General features: G+C 64.2%; 15 protein-coding genes. 7 read left to right on the top strand and 8 right to left on the bottom strand.

What is annotated here, in order from left to right:
* Positions 1 to 115 precede the first annotated feature (115 nt).
* Positions 116 to 1,780: a Na/Pi cotransporter family protein gene (locus NKI37_RS25380; RefSeq protein WP_023691517.1), complete on the top strand. Its 1,665-nt coding sequence runs from the start codon at positions 116 to 118 to the stop codon at positions 1,778 to 1,780.
* A 93-nt stretch (positions 1,781 to 1,873) separates the two neighbouring features.
* Entirely contained in the window at positions 1,874 to 3,055 is a 1,182-nt protein-coding gene (locus NKI37_RS25375) for an MFS transporter (protein ID WP_352791053.1), read from the top strand.
* Positions 3,056 to 3,062: 7 nt separating this feature from the next.
* Here the strand turns inward: NKI37_RS25375 and NKI37_RS25370 are convergent, their stop codons facing one another.
* Positions 3,063 to 3,620: a GNAT family N-acetyltransferase gene (locus NKI37_RS25370; protein WP_352791061.1), complete on the bottom strand. Its 558-nt coding sequence runs from the start codon at positions 3,618 to 3,620 to the stop codon at positions 3,063 to 3,065.
* Between the two features lie 116 nt (positions 3,621 to 3,736).
* Entirely contained in the window at positions 3,737 to 4,186 is a 450-nt protein-coding gene (locus tag NKI37_RS25365; protein ID WP_352791055.1) for a GatB/YqeY domain-containing protein, read from the bottom strand.
* Between the two features lie 260 nt (positions 4,187 to 4,446).
* Between NKI37_RS25365 and carA the strand changes: the two genes are divergently transcribed.
* Positions 4,447 to 5,664 (top strand): glutamine-hydrolyzing carbamoyl-phosphate synthase small subunit, encoded by a 1,218-nt coding sequence (carA, locus tag NKI37_RS25360; protein ID WP_081730888.1) that lies wholly within the window; start codon positions 4,447 to 4,449, stop codon positions 5,662 to 5,664.
* A gap of 263 nt (positions 5,665 to 5,927) precedes the next feature.
* On the opposite strand, the gene NKI37_RS25355 is transcribed toward carA, so the two are convergent.
* The 4 genes from NKI37_RS25355 to ypfJ all read right to left on the bottom strand — a co-directional run bounded on the left by NKI37_RS25355 (position 5,928) and on the right by ypfJ (position 9,221).
* Positions 5,928 to 6,701 carry an aldo/keto reductase gene (locus tag NKI37_RS25355; protein ID WP_352794592.1) on the bottom strand — a complete coding sequence of 258 codons (774 nt, stop codon included), beginning with the start codon at positions 6,699 to 6,701 and terminating at the stop codon, positions 5,928 to 5,930.
* A gap of 23 nt (positions 6,702 to 6,724) precedes the next feature.
* Positions 6,725 to 6,847: a hypothetical protein gene (locus NKI37_RS25350; protein ID WP_023689749.1), complete on the bottom strand. Its 123-nt coding sequence runs from the start codon at positions 6,845 to 6,847 to the stop codon at positions 6,725 to 6,727.
* Positions 6,844 to 8,109, bottom strand: coding sequence for a TCR/Tet family MFS transporter (locus NKI37_RS25345; protein ID WP_023751204.1), 1,266 nt, complete (start codon positions 8,107 to 8,109; stop codon positions 6,844 to 6,846). Before NKI37_RS25345 ends, NKI37_RS25350 begins: the two co-directional genes overlap by 4 nt.
* 176 nt (positions 8,110 to 8,285) lie before the next feature.
* Positions 8,286 to 9,221 carry a KPN_02809 family neutral zinc metallopeptidase gene (gene ypfJ, locus NKI37_RS25340; protein WP_023744344.1) on the bottom strand — a complete coding sequence of 312 codons (936 nt, stop codon included), beginning with the start codon at positions 9,219 to 9,221 and terminating at the stop codon, positions 8,286 to 8,288.
* Between the two features lie 186 nt (positions 9,222 to 9,407).
* Between ypfJ and NKI37_RS25335 the strand changes: the two genes are divergently transcribed.
* Positions 9,408 to 11,474: a hypothetical protein gene (locus NKI37_RS25335; protein WP_352791058.1), complete on the top strand. Its 2,067-nt coding sequence runs from the start codon at positions 9,408 to 9,410 to the stop codon at positions 11,472 to 11,474.
* A gap of 28 nt (positions 11,475 to 11,502) precedes the next feature.
* On the opposite strand, the gene NKI37_RS25330 is transcribed toward NKI37_RS25335, so the two are convergent.
* Positions 11,503 to 11,691 carry a hypothetical protein gene (locus NKI37_RS25330; RefSeq protein WP_023672434.1) on the bottom strand — a complete coding sequence of 63 codons (189 nt, stop codon included), beginning with the start codon at positions 11,689 to 11,691 and terminating at the stop codon, positions 11,503 to 11,505.
* 91 nt (positions 11,692 to 11,782) lie between these two features.
* Positions 11,783 to 12,238, bottom strand: coding sequence for a manganese-binding transcriptional regulator MntR (gene mntR, locus NKI37_RS25325; protein WP_023672433.1), 456 nt, complete (start codon positions 12,236 to 12,238; stop codon positions 11,783 to 11,785).
* Positions 12,239 to 12,495: 257 nt separating this feature from the next.
* Here mntR and NKI37_RS25320 point away from each other — a divergent pair, with 257 nt between their 5' ends.
* The 3 genes from NKI37_RS25320 to NKI37_RS25310 all read left to right on the top strand — a co-directional run bounded on the left by NKI37_RS25320 (position 12,496) and on the right by NKI37_RS25310 (position 15,533).
* On the top strand, positions 12,496 to 13,854 hold the full coding sequence (locus NKI37_RS25320) for an Nramp family divalent metal transporter (RefSeq protein ID WP_023691522.1): 1,359 nt from the start codon (positions 12,496 to 12,498) through the stop codon (positions 13,852 to 13,854).
* Between the two features lie 53 nt (positions 13,855 to 13,907).
* Positions 13,908 to 14,765, top strand: a complete 858-nt coding sequence (locus NKI37_RS25315) for a protein-L-isoaspartate O-methyltransferase family protein (protein ID WP_023733300.1) — start codon at positions 13,908 to 13,910, stop codon at positions 14,763 to 14,765.
* A gap of 117 nt (positions 14,766 to 14,882) precedes the next feature.
* On the top strand, positions 14,883 to 15,533 hold the full coding sequence (locus tag NKI37_RS25310; RefSeq protein WP_023727458.1) for a dihydrofolate reductase family protein: 651 nt from the start codon (positions 14,883 to 14,885) through the stop codon (positions 15,531 to 15,533).
* Positions 15,534 to 15,683: the final 150 nt, after the last annotated feature.

Below are 15,683 nucleotides of genomic sequence, written 5' to 3'. Positions count from 1 at the left end.
CTAAAATATTCCGGATATTGTTCAAGACTGTCATGACCATGATTCGCAGCCCCGTTTTCCTCCCTGCACTGCGCGCCCTCCGCGTCGCGGTAGCTGTCTGCGTGCGGGTTTCGAAATGAGCGGCTCCGTCGTCCTGCTGCATCTGGCGGGCGCGGTGGCGCTGATGCTGTTTGCCACCCGCATGGTCAAGACAGGCGTCGAGCGCGCCTATGGCGACGTGCTGCGTCACCGGCTGCGCTCCACCATGCGCAATCCGATCATGGCGGTGCTGGCCGGCTGCGGCCTGTCCATCGCGCTGCAGAGCTCGACCGCCGTCACGCTTCTCGTCGGCTCCTTCGCCGGCGCCGGCATCGTCTCGGGCATGTCGGGCCAATTGGCTGTGCGCGGCGCCGAGATCGGCTCGGCGCTGGTGGTCAAGCTCTTGACCTTCGATCTGACGCTGCTGGTGCCGATCTGCCTCGTCGCCGGCACGGTCATGTTCATGGCCACCGAGCGGCGCGATTGGCGCCAGTTCGGCCGTATCCTGGTCGGCATCGGCCTTCTGGTACTGTCGCTGGAAATGATCGGCCAGGCGTCGGAGCCGCTGCGGCAGAGCACGCTGATGCCGCTCATCATCGAATATTTCTCCAGCGACTACGTCACCGCCTATCTGCTCGCCGCGCTCGTTACCTGGCTCTTCCACTCCTCGATCGCCGCCGTGCTTTTGATGGTGACGCTGGCCGGCCGCGGCTTCATCCCGCCCGAACTCGGCATCGTGCTGGTGCTCGGCGTCAATCTCGGCTCGTCGATCATCGCGCCGCTGCTCACCCGAAGTGCCGAACCTGGCGTGCGCGTCGTGCCGATCGGCAATCTGTTGATGCGCGGCATGGGCTCGCTGATGATGCTGATCCTGTTCATGACGCTGAAGCCGCCGGTCGCCTTCCTCGGCGCCACCGTGCCCGACCAGATCGTCAACGCCCACATCCTGTTCAATGTGCTGATCCTGCTCGCCGGCCTGCCGCTTGCCAGCCTGATCTATCGTGCCTCTGAGAAGATCGTCGCAATGGGCACCAAGCCAGCGCCGGCTACAGAGCTCGATGTGGTCGAACTCTCCGCCCTCAACGACGGCGCGCTCGACGTTCCGAGCCAGGCGCTGGCCAACGCCACCCGCGAGGTGGTGCGCGTCTGCGAGACGGTCGAGATCATGCTCAAGCGCATCATCGAGCTGTATGAAAGCGCCGACGGCGACAAGATCAAGGCGCTGGCCGCCCTTGACGACCGCGTCGACAGGAAGCACGCGGCGATCAAGCTCTATCTGGCCAAATTGACCAGGAACTCGCTCACAGAGGACGAGGCGCTGCGCTGCCAGGAGCTGATAGGCGCCTGCGTCAAGCTCGAGCAGGTCGGCGACATCATCGTGCGCAACATGCTGGTGCATGTGAAGAAGAAGTTCGAGCGCGGGCTGGAGTTCACGCCCGAGGGCTGGAGCGAGCTGCTCGCCTTTCACACCTCGGTGCTGGCCAATGCCAGGCTTGCTTTCAACGTGCTGGTGTCGCGCGACCCTGAGACCGCCCGCCAGCTGGTGCTGGAAAAGGACCGGCTGCGCGACCGCGAAAAGGAAACCAGCGCCAGCCATTTCGTGCGCCTGCGCGACGGCACCGCCAAGAGCGTCGAAACAAGTTCCATCCACCTCGACACCATCCGCGACCTGAAGCAGATCAACTCGCTGCTGGCGTCGATGGCCTACCCGGTGCTGGAAGAGCGCGGGTTGCTGGGTGGGTCGCGGTTGAAGGCAAGCTGATCAAGAAAACCTAAAGCGGCGTCGATAATTTCTGCATTGCCCACGAACCCCATCCATGGTTTGAGGCGACCTTATCCGAGGATCGCTTCCGCCATGCTCCCGCTCATTGCCCTGTTCATTGCCGCCTTTGCTTTCGGCACCACCGAATTCGTCATCGCCGGTGTATTGCCGCAAGTGGCCGACGGCCTTGGCGTTTCGATCCCGACTTCCGGCTATCTCGTCTCCGGCTACGCCGGCGGCATCGCCGTTGGTGGGCCATTGCTGGCGCTCGCCACCAAGGGCATTTCCCGCAAGACGCTGCTGCTTTGCCTGACCGTCGCCTTCACCATCGGCCAGGCCGCTTGCGCGCTGGCGCCCGATTTTGCCTCGATGCTGCTCTTGCGCATTGCGGTCGCCGTCGCACACGGCGCCTATTTCGGAGTCGCCATGGTGGTGGCTGTCGGCCTCGTGCCCGAGGACAAGCGCGGCATGGCCGTGGCTGTGATCCTCTCCGGCCTCACAGTATCCAATGTCATCGGCGTGCCGGCCGGCACCGCAATCGGCAATCTCTGGGGCTGGCGCGCCACCTTCTGGGTGATGTGCGCGCTGGGCGTGGTGGCGTTTGCCGCCATGGCTGCGCTTTTGCCGCGCACGACAGGCGCATCAAGGCCATCCGTCAGTCTTGGCAGCGAGGTTCGCGTGCTGGCGCGCCAGCAAGTCTGGACCTCGCTGATCCTGATGCTGACGTTGATGATCGGCCAGTTCGGCCTGTTCACCTACATCACCCCGACACTGCTTGAGGTGACCCATCTCGACGAGAGCCTGATCCCCTGGGTGCTGCTGCTCAACGGCGTCGGCGCCACCGTCGGTGTCTTTCTCGGCGGCAAGCTTTCCGATTGGAAGCTGATGCCGTCGCTGATCACCATGCTTGCCCTGCAGGCGGTGATGTTGGGCGTGATCTATGCCGTCAGCCCCTACCCCGTGCCGATGGTCATCGCCATCGTTATCTGGGGTGGCCTCAACTTCGCCATAGGCACGCCGATCCAGACCCGCATCCTGGCCTGGACGGCGGACGCCTCCAACCTCGCCTCCTCGCTCATCCCCTCCGGCTTCAATGTCGGCATCGCGCTCGCCGCGTCGCTGGGCGCCGCCATGCTCAATGCCGGCTACGGCTACCGCAGCCTGCCGGTTGTGGGCGCTGCCGCCATGCTGGTCGCGGTGGTGGTGGCACTTGCCTCCTACATCTGGGAGGGGCGCAGCCGGGCAGCGCCGCCGCTGCCCGCACCGGCCGAATAGCGTCGGACTACAAACCGATCCGGAACAACAAACTCTCGGCGCCGCCATACGCGGCGTCCTTGATGAACGGACCGACCACACGGCCGCCATTGGCCAGCACCACCTTCTGCGAGGCCGGATTGTCGAGGTCGGTGGTGAGCTCGACATATGGCAAACCAACAGCCCTCGCCTCGTCCAGCATCAGCCGCAGCGCCTCGGTCGCATAGCCTCGTCCGCGCTTCCACGGCACCACGGCATAGCCGATATGGCCGAGCACATGCGACGGCAGTGCGGCCGTACCGGGCTGCCAGCGAAAGCCGATCGAGCCGGCGGCCTCGCCGTCCCAGATCCAGCGCCGGAAGCCCGGCAGCCGCGGCACGGTCGTGCCGTCCGGCAAGGTAATCGGGCCTCCTTTGGCCTCGGGATCGTCGAGGCTGGCAAGGAACGCCGCGGGATCCTCGTCGATCGCCGCAAGTTGCTCGCGCGTCGCTTCCATCAGCCGGACATTGTCCGGCGACCAGCCACGCTCGAGCGCCGCCTTGTAGGAGGGCAGATGTTCGAGCGTGGGTTTGACGATTTCGATTATGGTGGGGCTCTCCGGCAGGTCAAGGCTTGGCTCGCTTAAGCCGGTGCGGACCGTTTCTTGCCCAGAGGTGATGTCCCGCCCCCTGCTCTCCTTCGCCATTGAAGTGGTGTCGGCTCCTACTGCAGCAGGCCTTTGACGATGCCGCTGGCCTTGCCGAAATCCATCTGGCCGGCATATTTCTGCTTCAGCACAGCGATCACCTTGCCCATGTCCTTCTGGCTGGTCGCACCGGTAGCAGTGATCGCTTCGCGCGATGCTGCAATCACCGCCGCCTCGTCCAACTGCGTCGGCAGGAAGCCGCGGATGATCTCCATCTCGCCACGCTCCTGCGCCGCCAGTTCCGGGCGCTTGCCGTCCTCGAACGCCTTGGCCGATTCCTCGCGCTGCTTCACCATTTTGGCCAGGATCTGCAAGATCTCCTCGTCGCTGGCGGGGTCCTTGGCCGAGCCGCGATTGGCGATGTCGCGGTCGTGAATGGCGGCCTGGATGAGCCGCAGCGTCGGCAGCCGGTGCTTGTCCTGCGCCTTCATCGCGCTCTTCAGGGATTCGGCGATTTTTGCGCGCATGATGCTTTCTCCTTCGAACGGCGCGGACAATAACCGCGGCCCATCCGCAAAGCAAACGCGCCAAAGCCGTGATATCGTTCGACGAAACAAATGCTCGCCGTTTTTGGCACGGGCATCATTGACCGCTCTGGCGCCTTCCCCTATGTACTCGGCCTTGCACAAGACAAAGAATTGATGCGCGCAGGCTCGAGAGATCGGCCGCGCCGTTTGCTGCGCAGATGGCCCGCCATCGAAGCGCGCAGCGTGACAGGAGCGTCGCCATGGCCGAGATGACCCCCGAACTGACCCCGCCTTGGGCAACCGAAAAGCCGACCGCCGTCCTGGTGCTGGCCGACGGCACCGTCATCGAGGGTCGCGGCCTCGGCGCCACCGGTTCCGCCGTTGCCGAAGTCTGCTTCAACACCGCGCTCACCGGCTACCAGGAAATTCTCACCGACCCGTCCTATGCCGGCCAGATCGTCACCTTCACTTTCCCGCATATCGGCAACATCGGCACCAATGACGAGGACATCGAGGACCTCAACCCGGTCGCCCGCGCCGGCGCCGTCGGTGCGGTGTTCAAGGCCGATGTCACCAACCCGTCCAACTACCGCGCCGGAGCCGGCCTCGACCAGTGGCTGAAGAAGCGCGGCATCGTCGCGCTGTCGGGCATCGACACCCGCGCGCTCACCGCGCTGATCCGCGAAAAGGGCATGCCCAACGCCGTCATTGCGCACGCGCCCGACGGCATCTTCGACATCGACGATTTGAAGCGGCGCGCCGCCGCCTGGTCGGGCCTGATCGGGCTTGACCTCGCCAAGGAAGTCACCTCGGGCCAGTCCTCGGTCTGGCGTGAAACGCCCTGGGTGTGGAACGAAGGCTTTGGCGAACAGGCCGAGCCGTCGATGCACGTCGTCGCCATCGACTACGGCGTCAAGCGTAACATCCTTCGCCTGCTTTCCGGCCTCGGCGCCAAGGTCACCGTGGTTCCGGCCGGCACCGGCTCGGAAGAGATCCTTGCCATGCAGCCCGACGGCATCTTCCTCTCCAACGGGCCCGGCGACCCGGAAGCCACCGGCGACTACGCCGTGCCGGTCATCCAGGATCTGCTCAAGACCGATATTCCGGTGTTCGGCATCTGCCTCGGCCACCAGATGCTGGCCCTGGCGCTGGGCGGCAAGACCGCCAAGATGCACCAGGGCCATCACGGCGCCAACCACCCGGTCAAGGATCATACCACCGGCAAGGTCGAGATCGTCTCGATGAACCACGGCTTTGCCGTCGATGCCGACTCCTTGCCCGAGGGCGTCGAGGAAACCCATGTCTCGCTGTTCGATGGCTCGAACTGCGGCATCGCGCTGACCGGACGTCCGGTGTTCTCGGTCCAGCACCACCCCGAGGCCTCGCCCGGCCCGCAGGACTCGCACTATCTGTTCCGCCGTTTCGTCAATCTGATCCGCGAAAAGCGCGGCGAGGAACTGCTGGCCGAACGGGTTTGATTTTACAGGTCTTCGCCTAGCCGTTGCCCAGATCGTGATGCTCCGAATAGCCGGAGTTACAAACGCGGCGCGATTGCCCTTGTCTTGGGTCAATGGAATAAACCGGTCAACCGGTCTGTTTGTGACGGCGCGAAGCGACGAAGGCTTCGAGAGCGCCGACGGCATCCCCTGAGCCCAAGCCCCCCTCATCGCTTCGCTTGCGCGCCGCATTAACGGACGAAGCACACACCTATGGCGGGTTCGAAGTTCGCGCCTGGGTGACCTTATGCCACCGGCCGGCCTTCGCTGGCCTCCAGTATGGCGAACCATTGCTGGCGGTCGAGGTCGATCTCCAGCGCCTTGACCATGGCGGCCAGCCGCTCGGGCTTCATCGTGCCGAGCACCGGCGCCAGCCGCGCCGGATGACGCAGCAGCCAGGCGATGGCGACGGCGGCGAGATCGCCGGCGCCGATCTCGGCAGCCACCGCCGCGATTGCCGCCCTGACCCGCGCCTCGCGCCCTTCCTTGCCGGTGAACAGCAAGCCGCCGCCGAGCGGCGACCAGATCATCGGCGCATAGCCGAGGCGTTGCGCGTGATCGAGGCTGCCATCCATCAGCGCATTGGTCTTCAGCACCGACATCTCGATCTGGTTGGTGGCCAAGGCAAACGGCAGCCGCGAGGCCAGAAGGTCGAACTGCGACGGCGTGAAATTGGAGACCCCGACCGCTCTCACCTTGCCCGACTTGACCAGCCCGGCAAGGGCCGCCGCCGTCTCGTCGGCATCCATCAGCGGATCCGGCCGGTGCAGCAGCAACAGGTCGAGATAGTCGGTGCCGAGATTGGCGAGCGAACGGTCGACCGAGGCGGCAATGTGGGCCGCACTGGTGTCGTAATGCTTCAGCCGGTTCTGAGGCCGGTTGGCCGATGCCAGAATGATGTCGCATTTCGAGATCAGCTCGATGCTGTCGCGCTTGCCCTTCCAGCGCGACAAGCCGGCGCCAAAGGCAGCTTCCACCTGGTAATGCCCGTAAATATCGGCATGGTCGAAGCTGGTCAGGCCGAGATCGACCGCAGTGCCGATCAGCCGCGCGATCTGATCGGCGTCCGGGCGCGCGCGCTGTCGAGCAGGCGCCAGGCGCCGAACACCAGCCGCGACAGCGACACTCCGTCCTTGGTCAGCTCTATGCGGCTGTCATGGCTCATATCTGGGCTCCATCTTCCGCAGCGCCGGTGGCAACGCTTTTCACCGCCGTCGGCCTCGCAACTTTCGTTACAAAGACAATGACGGCAAGCGTCAGGAAGCACGCGCCAACCAGATAGGGCGCGCCGCCAAACACCACGGGCGCATTAGGCCCGGTGAACCAGGAAAAGATCGCGGTGTACAGCAGCGGCGTGATGATCGAGGTGATCGAGAAGATCGACGTCATCGCGCCCTGCAATTCGCCTTGCGCCGATGGCGGCACCTTGGCGGCGGCGAGGCTTCTCAGCGGCGGATCGGCCAGTGCTTCCAGGCAGCCGACGACGATCACCGCATAGATCATCCAGCCTTGCGAGGCGAAGGCGTAGCCGAAGGCGCTGGCCGCCGTAAATGTCAGGCCGATCACCGCCGTCTTCCACTCGCCAAGTTTGGGGATCACGCGCGGCAGCACCGTCGCCATGACGATCGCCCCACACAGGCCGAAGGCGCCGAGCGAGAAGCCGATCTGCTGCTCGCTCCAGCCATAACGATAATTGGACACGAACGACCACACCGCCGGATACATCATGTGGCCGAGCGTCATCAGGAAGAAGGCGAGCCCGATCCAGCCGATGCCCTGATATTGGCGCATCTGCAGCAGCGTGCCGACCGGGTTGGCGCGTTTCCACTCGAAGCGGCGGCGGTGCTTTTCATCGAGCGTTTCAGGCAGGAAGAACATGGCGATGAGGAAGTTCACGAAGGCAAGCCCGGCGGCAAAGTAAAACGGCACTCGCGGCCCGAACGTGCCGAGCAGCCCGCCCAGCACCGGCCCAATGACGAAGCCGACGCCGAAGGCGATGCCGAGCAGACCGAAATTCTTCGCCCGGTTGTCGTCGTTCGAGATGTCGGCAATGAAGGCCGACGTCGTCGAGTAGCTGGCGCCCGAAATGCCGGCCAGCACGCGGCCGATGAACAGCATCGGATAGGACCAGGCGATGGCGCAGATCAGATTGTCGATCGAGAATGTAAGCACCGAGGCAAGCAGGATCGGCCGCCGCCCGAAGCGGTCGCTCAACCCGCCCATGATCGGCGCGAAGAAGAACTGCATCGCGGCATAGACGAAGAACAGCCAGCCGCCCTCGATTGCCGCTTCGCTGATGCCGACGCCGGAAAGCTCCCTGAGAAAGGCCGGCAACACCGGCATGATCATGCCGAAGCCGATAATGTCGAGCAGCAGCGTGGTGAAGACGAGCGCAAGGCCCCGCCTGGCGGTTTTGGGGTCGATCATGATGGCGTCTGCTCCCTCGGACCGCCCTTGGGCGGGCGCCCGTTATAGGCGAGGCGTCACTTTGGAACAATAGGAGAACGCCTCAGGCGTTCTCCTCCTGACATCTGTTGCCGGTGGTGAATCGGCCCGCCGACGGATGCGCTTTGAACCGCGGTCGGCTGGAACTTGCGAGCGCCTCAAACCGGACCGGTCAGCGTGTTGCAATCCGACAGCTTGCCGCTCTTGTAGCCGCGCGCCAGCCAGGTCTGCCTTTGCTGCGACGTCCCGTGGTTGAAGCTTTCCGGAACGACATAGCCCTGCATCTTCTTCTGCAGCGTGTCGTCGCCGATCTGCTTGGCGGCGTTGAGCGCCTCTTCGATGTCGCCCTGTTCCAGAATGCCCTTCTGCGCGGTGAAATGCGCCCAAACGCCGGCGAAGCAGTCGGCCTGCAGCTCGATGCGCACCGACATCTGGTTGGCTTCCGCCTCACCCATCGACTGCCGCATCTGGTTGAACTTGGGCAGGATGCCGGTGAGGTTCTGCACATGGTGACCGACTTCATGGGCGATCACATAGGCCTGGGCGAAATCCCCCGAGGCGCCGAACTGCTGGTCGAGCTGCTGGAAGAAGGTGGTGTCGAGGTAGACCTTGTGGTCGCCGGGACAATAGAACGGTCCGGCTGCCGTCGAGGCGGAGCCGCAGGCCGAGCGGATCTGGCCGCTGAACAGCACAAGCTTCGGGTCCTCGTATTTCAGGCCCTGCGATTGGAAGATGCCGGTCCAGGTCTCTTCGGTCTCGGCCAGCACGGTCGCCACGAACTGCTTCATCTCGTCGGAAGCAGGCGTGCCGGCGCCGTCGTCCTGGCCGCCGCTGTTGTCGGTAATCTGGCCACCGCCACCCGGCAGCACGCCGCCGCCGTCGCCGCTGCCCAGGATCTGCGACGGGTCGAAGCCGAAATACCATCCGGCCAGCACCACGAGGACGACCAGCAATATGCTGCCGCCGCCGCCGGTGCGGCCGCCGATCGGGATGCGGAACTGGCCAGGGCTGCCGCCGCCCAAACCACCACCGCCGCCGCTGTCGCTGCGCTCGTCCTCGACATTGTCACTCTGACGGCGTCCCTTCCAGAGCATGGCAACTCCCCGTATGCAAATTTTCGGCTGGCCTGGCCGATGTCGTGGCCCAGTCCGACCCAACAGACAATTATCGCAATGGTTGCGCCAAGTCACAGTATTTTTCGTGGCAGCGGCATCGCGTTCGCACTCTGGTCGAGGCGGCATGCGCGCTGTAGCATCCGGTTCGAACGGGGGTGTCGGGACTTGCGGACGATCGGTCGATTTCTGCTGCTGGCGGTGGTGCTATGCCTCGGCCCGTTGCCGGCGCGCGCCGTGACGCTCGATTCCAGCGTCGCCGTGACCGATCCCGAGACATTGCAGGCGCTTGAGCGTGGCGGCCTCTCGATCAGCCGCCTGCTCGGCCCGGCGCTGGGTCTCACGCGCGAGGTCGACAATCGCGGCCTGTTTTCGGTGCGCGCGCTGACCCCTGTCCGCAACGCCGTCAAGCAGCAGATCGCCGACGAGCCTGCCAATAGCCCCGATCCTTACGTCGCGGCCATGGTCAAGTCGAAGGACACCAGCCAGAAATTCAACCCGAAATACATCGACGATGACGGCTCGACGCTCGACCTGACCGGCGTCGTCAACCGCATGGACCGCGGCTATCTCGGCCACACCGAATGCGGCGAGATCAGGCTGATCTACCGCTTCCACTATTCGGTGGCGGAGAAGCCCACGAAGGGAAAGACAGCGCAACGCATCTCGTCGCGGCTGCCGCTGACCATGGGTCTGGTCTTCAACGCCAGGCCCGGCGAGGCTCGCCCCCGCGCTTCGAGAGACCGTCCAAGCGCCACCGCCGTTTCCTGTGCCGAAATCGCCAAGCGCTGGCTCGCCGCCGGCCAGAAGAACCTTGCGCCCGAGCAACTGGCAGCCTGGCTGCGCTCCGACGAAGGGCCGCTCTCCAACGCCATGCTGAATTCGTCGCAGATCATGCGGCTTGAGCTGAACATGCAGGTTCTCCGGCTGTCGGCCTCGAGCCGCCGCGACTTCGGTGGCCACGCCGAATATCTCCTCAAGATTTTCAAATGGGACCCAACGACGTCCACCTTCCAGGAATCGAAGATGGAGAACCAGATCGACCGGAAAGTGGTTCTGGCCGACCGGCCGGCCTTCGCCAAATGGCTGCTCACCGACCGCAACCTCTACGACCTCGATCGCGGCCGGCTGGTCATCGACGACAAGTTCCTGGCGACCAGCGCCGTCTCGGTCGCACCCGGCGGCATGGCCAGGTCGCAAAACAATATCGCCTATGGGCTGCTCGACGATGCCGACATCGACAAGGCACTGCAGGACTATGTCGCCAAGGGCAACGAGCTGCGCAGCGTGAAATCGGTGGCCGGCTTCAATCTGCGTCTCAACGAAATGACCTGCACCGGCTGCCACCAGACGCACGGCATTGCCGGCTTCCATTACACCGGCGCCGATCCGGCCAGCGAGCCGCGCCGCAACGCCGTCTTCGTCCCCGGCTCGGCGGTGTTCTTCGCCGACCTGCCTCGCCGCCGCGCCATCGTCGAGGACTTCGCCGCCGGCGGCCATCCGGATTTCTCACACGGCTTCGCCGCCCGTCCGGACGCCAAACTCGCCGAAGCGCTGAAAGGCACCGATCTCTACAATGGCTGGGGCTCGATCTGCTACAGCGGCAAGGATGCCAGCTTCAAGGACTGGAGCTGCGGCGAAAGCCTGCGCTGCGCCGGCGTCCATGAAAGCGACATCCATCCGGGCTTCGGCACCTGCGTCAGCGAGGCGGCCACCGCAGTCGGCGACCCCGTCGAGTTCGGCGAGATTAAGATGTCGAGCTGGGGCAGCGACAAATATTGCCGCCTGTCGCCGGCCACCGCAAAAGCCTGCGCCATCGATCCGGCGCGCGACAAGAAACCGGTAATCAAGCTCGCCGGCTATGGCGCGGCGCGCCAACGCTACGACAACCCCGAGCAGAAGACCGGTGGCTTTCCCGGGGGCATGCTGCGCAAGGCAAGCTGCGACAAGCTTCCCGACGAGGCGACTTGCGGCCGCCTCGCCAAGACCGGTTTCAACGACTGCATCGCGTCGGGCAAGGACCACAAATTCTGCACCAAGGAATTCACCAAGACCGCCGGCCTGCGCGCCTGCGACAAGGCGCATCCCTGCCGCGAGGACTATATCTGCACCGCCGGCTACGACGATCTGGCCGCAGCCAAGCCTGGCAAGGGCTCCTGCATTCCGCCCTATTTCATATTCCAGTTCCGCGTCGACGGCCATCCGCGCAGTTGGGTGCAGGACACCGAGGAATGAGCGGCAGGTTGCCGCTTGCGAACAGAACTCAGATCTTCTGCTTGGTGCCGGCGCTTTTGCCGTCCGAGCTTTTGGAGCGTTCCTCGAAACGCGCGGCGCCCTTTTTCAGCGCATGGCCGGTTTCGACCTCGGTCTTGCGTTCGTCCTTTGCCGCTGCCTGCCTCAAACCCTCGGCCGCCTGCTTGCCCTTCGCGGTCGGTGCCTGTTCGACGCCCATGTTTTCCTCCTTGGCGCGCGACAATCACGCGCAACGTCAGGAGCAACGAGCCTGACGTGCGGAGGTTCCAGTGGTGCGGCCCCGGCACCCCTCAGCGCGGCGCGATCATCGCCTTGCGAAAGGCTTCCAGCGTCTCGGCGCTGACATGATGCTCGATGCCCTCGGCATCGATGCGCGCCGTCTCGGCGCTGACACCGAGCGAACGCAAAAACGCTTCTACCGTCTGGTGGCGGATGCGGCTCTCTTCCGCCACCTTGCGCCCGGCGTCGGTCAGGAACACACCGCGATAGGGTTTTCTGGAAACGAGCCCGTCGGCGCACAGCCTGGTCAGCATCTTGGCCACCGTCGGCTGGGCGACACCGAGCCGCGCAGCAATATCGACCTGACGCGCCTCATTGCCGTCCTCGATCAGGTCGGCGATCAGCTCGACATAATCCTCGACCAGCGCGCCGCGGCGCGCTTCGCGCTGCTGCCGGAACCCTTTCGAATGAATCTCGGCGTCAGGCAGCGGCTCCTCGCGTCCAACCGGTCTGTGCTTCAGCGCCAACACGCGCTCCTTCCTATCTTTTGACAAGAATCGGCTTTGGGCAAAGCAATCGCCCTTTGCCATTCATAGCACGGGCTTAACTGTTCCAGCCGTTTATTTCCATTCCATGGTAGGCGCAACCGGCGTTTGCGATCCCCGGCCGGCCTGCCGGTCGGCGCAACAGGAAGCACATACAATGAAATATAGCCTATTGCATAATGTTGAGCCCTGGCATAGATAGGATGACGTCAACCGATCCACCCAGTGGAAAGCCCTCCATGTCCGAAGCTGACGCTACCTTGGGATCATCCTGGCGATTTGACAGGCCGGAGGACAATCCTCCCAGCCTGCGCGAGGTGAACTCCACGATCGCGGTGCCGCAGTCCGGCGTCTGGTTCCGTCGCCTGTTCGCCTTCATGGGACCGGGCTACATGGTCTCGGTCGGCTATATGGATCCGGGCAACTGGGCCACCGACCTCGCCGGCGGCGCCCAGTTCGGCTACACGCTATTGTTCATCATCATGCTGTCCAACCTGATGGCGATCCTGCTGCAGGCGCTTGCCGCCCGGCTTGGCATCGCCACCGGCCGCGACCTCGCCCAGGCCTGCCGCGCCTATTATCCGCGTCCCGTCAGTTTCGTGCTGTGGATCGCCTGCGAACTCGCCATCATCGCCTGCGACCTCGCCGAGGTGATCGGCACGGCGATCGCGCTGCAGCTTCTGTTCGGCATTCCGCTGATCGGCGGCGCGTTGCTGACGGCGCTCGACGCCTTCATCGTGCTGCTCTTGATGAACAAGGGTTTCCGCTATCTCGAAGCCTTCGTCATCGCGCTTTTGATCATCATCTTCGGCTGTTTCGCCATCCAGATCTTTGCCGCTGCCCCTCCGGTCGGCTCGATCCTGCATTCGATGTTCGTGCCGTCGACGGAGATCGTCACCAATCCGGCGATGCTCTACATCGCCATCGGCATCATCGGCGCCACGGTGATGCCGCACAATCTCTACCTGCACTCCTCGATCGTACAGACACGCGCCTATGAACGGACCGAAAAAGGCAAGCGCGACGCCATTAAATGGGCGACGACGGACTCGACCATCGCGCTCGTCCTGGCGCTGTTCGTCAACGCCTCGATCCTGATCGTCTCGGCGGTGGCCTTCCATGGCACCGGCCATCAGGATGTCGCCGAGATCGGCCAAGCCTTCGAGCTCTTGTCGCCACTGCTCGGCCTCGGCATCGCCTCCATCCTGTTTGCGGTGGCGCTGCTGGCCTCCGGCCTCAACTCGACGGTTACGGCTACGCTTGCCGGCCAGATCGTCATGGAAGGCTTTTTGCGCCTGCGCATTCCGCAATGGGCGCGCCGGCTGCTGACGCGCGGCATCGCCATCGTCCCGGTGGTGGTCGTGACCGCGCTCTATGGTGAAAAGGGCACCGGCCAGTTGCTGGTCTTCAGCCAGGTGGTGCTGTCGATGCAGCTGCCCTTCGCGGTCATCCCGCTGGTGCAGTTCGTCTCCGACAAGAAGAAGATGGGCGACCTTGCCATTCCCCGTGGCGTGGCGGCCCTCGCCTGGGTGGTCGCGGCGGTCATCCTGGTGCTCAACTTCAAGCTGCTCTACGACACCGTCTTCGGCGTCGGCTGATTCTCATTCCCGACCGCGACAAACCGGCGGCTTGCGCTATCTTGCTCGCCATCATGACAAGTGTCGAAGACGCCAGGAAATTTTACGCGCAGCTGATGGCGGCCAATGCCGGCTCGGCCGATCCGCGCCTCGAAGAGGCGTTCGCCACCGTTCCGCGCGAGGCCTTTCTCGGTCCCGGACCCTGGGCGGTAGTCGCCGGCAGGGCGCTCACCACCGGCAACGGCAAGATCATGACGCCGAGCGCCGATCCTGTTCACATCTATCAGGACGTGCTGGTGGCGCTCGATGCCGACAAGGGCATCAACAATGGCGAACCCTCCTTGCACGCGATGTGGATCGGCAGGATCGCCCCCAGACCGGACGAGGCCGTCACCCATATCGGCGCCGGCACCGGCTACTACACCGCCTTGCTGGCGCGGCTGGTTGCGCCCGGCCCGGTGACCGCCTTCGAAATAGAGGCAGATCTTGCTGCCAGAGCAACAAAGAATCTCGAAACCTACGGCAATGTAAGCGTCGTCCACGGCGATGCCGTCACCGGCGATCTGCCGCCGTCCGACATCATCTATGTCAATGCCGGTGTCGTCGCACCGCCGGCTCCTTGGCTTCGGGCGCTGAAAGCGGGCGGCCGCATGATCTTTCCCTGGCGTCCGTCCCAGGGCGTCGGCCTGGCCGTGATGGTAACCCGCAACGACAAGGGCTTTGCCTGCGACCCCTTCATGCGCTCGTGGTTCATCCCCTGCGTCGGCGCCTCGGCGGCCGGTTCGGCGGCCAAAATCCCCGACCTCCAGAAGGCGGCGCGCAGCCGTTCGATCTGGCTGACGTCAGACAGGGCGCCGGACCGGACCGCCACCGCCATCATCGGCGACGTCTGGTTTTCGTCGCAGGCGCTTGGCGGCGGGCGACGGCGGTAGGTACCCTTGTCGGCCGGCAGCGTTTTTTTGCCAACGCCTGTCGGGCGGCCGCCGGCCTGTCCGTCCTTAGATCGAAATCCGGCCCTGACGGCGCGGATCCTGGAAAAGGAAAATCCAATGCGAAAGATCATCGCTTCCACCTTCGTCAGCCTCGACGGCGTCATGCAGGCGCCAGGCGGCCCGGAAGAAGACCCGGTTGGCGGCTTCGAATTCGGCGGCTGGACGTTCCACTACTTCGACGAGGTGGCGGGGGTGGCCATGGAGGAATTGTTCTCCAAACCCTTCGCCCTGCTGCTCGGCCGCAGAACCTACGACATCTTCGCCGCTTACTGGCCGTATCAGAAAGATGCCATCGGAGATGCCTTCAACCCTGCGACTAAATATGTGGCGACGCATCGGCCGGATTCGCTCACCTGGGAAAATACGCAATGGCTTGGAGAAGATATCGTCGCGGCGTTGCGCCGCCTCAAGAAGGAAGATGGGCCTGACCTGCTCATCCAGGGTTCGAGCGAGCTGATCCAGACTTTGCTGGCCAACGGGCTGATCGACGAGATCCGGTTGATGATCTTCCCGCTGCTGCTGGGCAAGGGCAAGCGGCTGTTCGATGGTGGTGCGATGCCCGCCGCTTTCAAGCTGGTCAAGTCGCAGGCCACTACCACAGGCGTCATCATGGCGACCTACGAACGCGGGGGTGAGGTCAAGGTCGGGTCGTTCGCTACGCAGAAGCCGTCAGAGGCCGAGCTCGAGCGGCGTAAGAACTGGAAGTAACAGGGACAGGCTTGGCACCTTTCCTCTCCCCCGATCGACGGGGGAGAGGAAATGCTGTCCGAACCGGATAGATAGGTAACAGAATGGACCGATAGCATGGGTGACAGTTTTCTTGTCCGCCGGGAGGACCGGCGATGGTTTGGCGAGAGA

Source organism: Mesorhizobium sp. M0626 (assembly GCF_040320665.1).
Lineage (GTDB): Bacteria > Pseudomonadota > Alphaproteobacteria > Rhizobiales > Rhizobiaceae > Mesorhizobium.
This window is presented reverse-complemented; position numbering and strand designations above follow the sequence as displayed.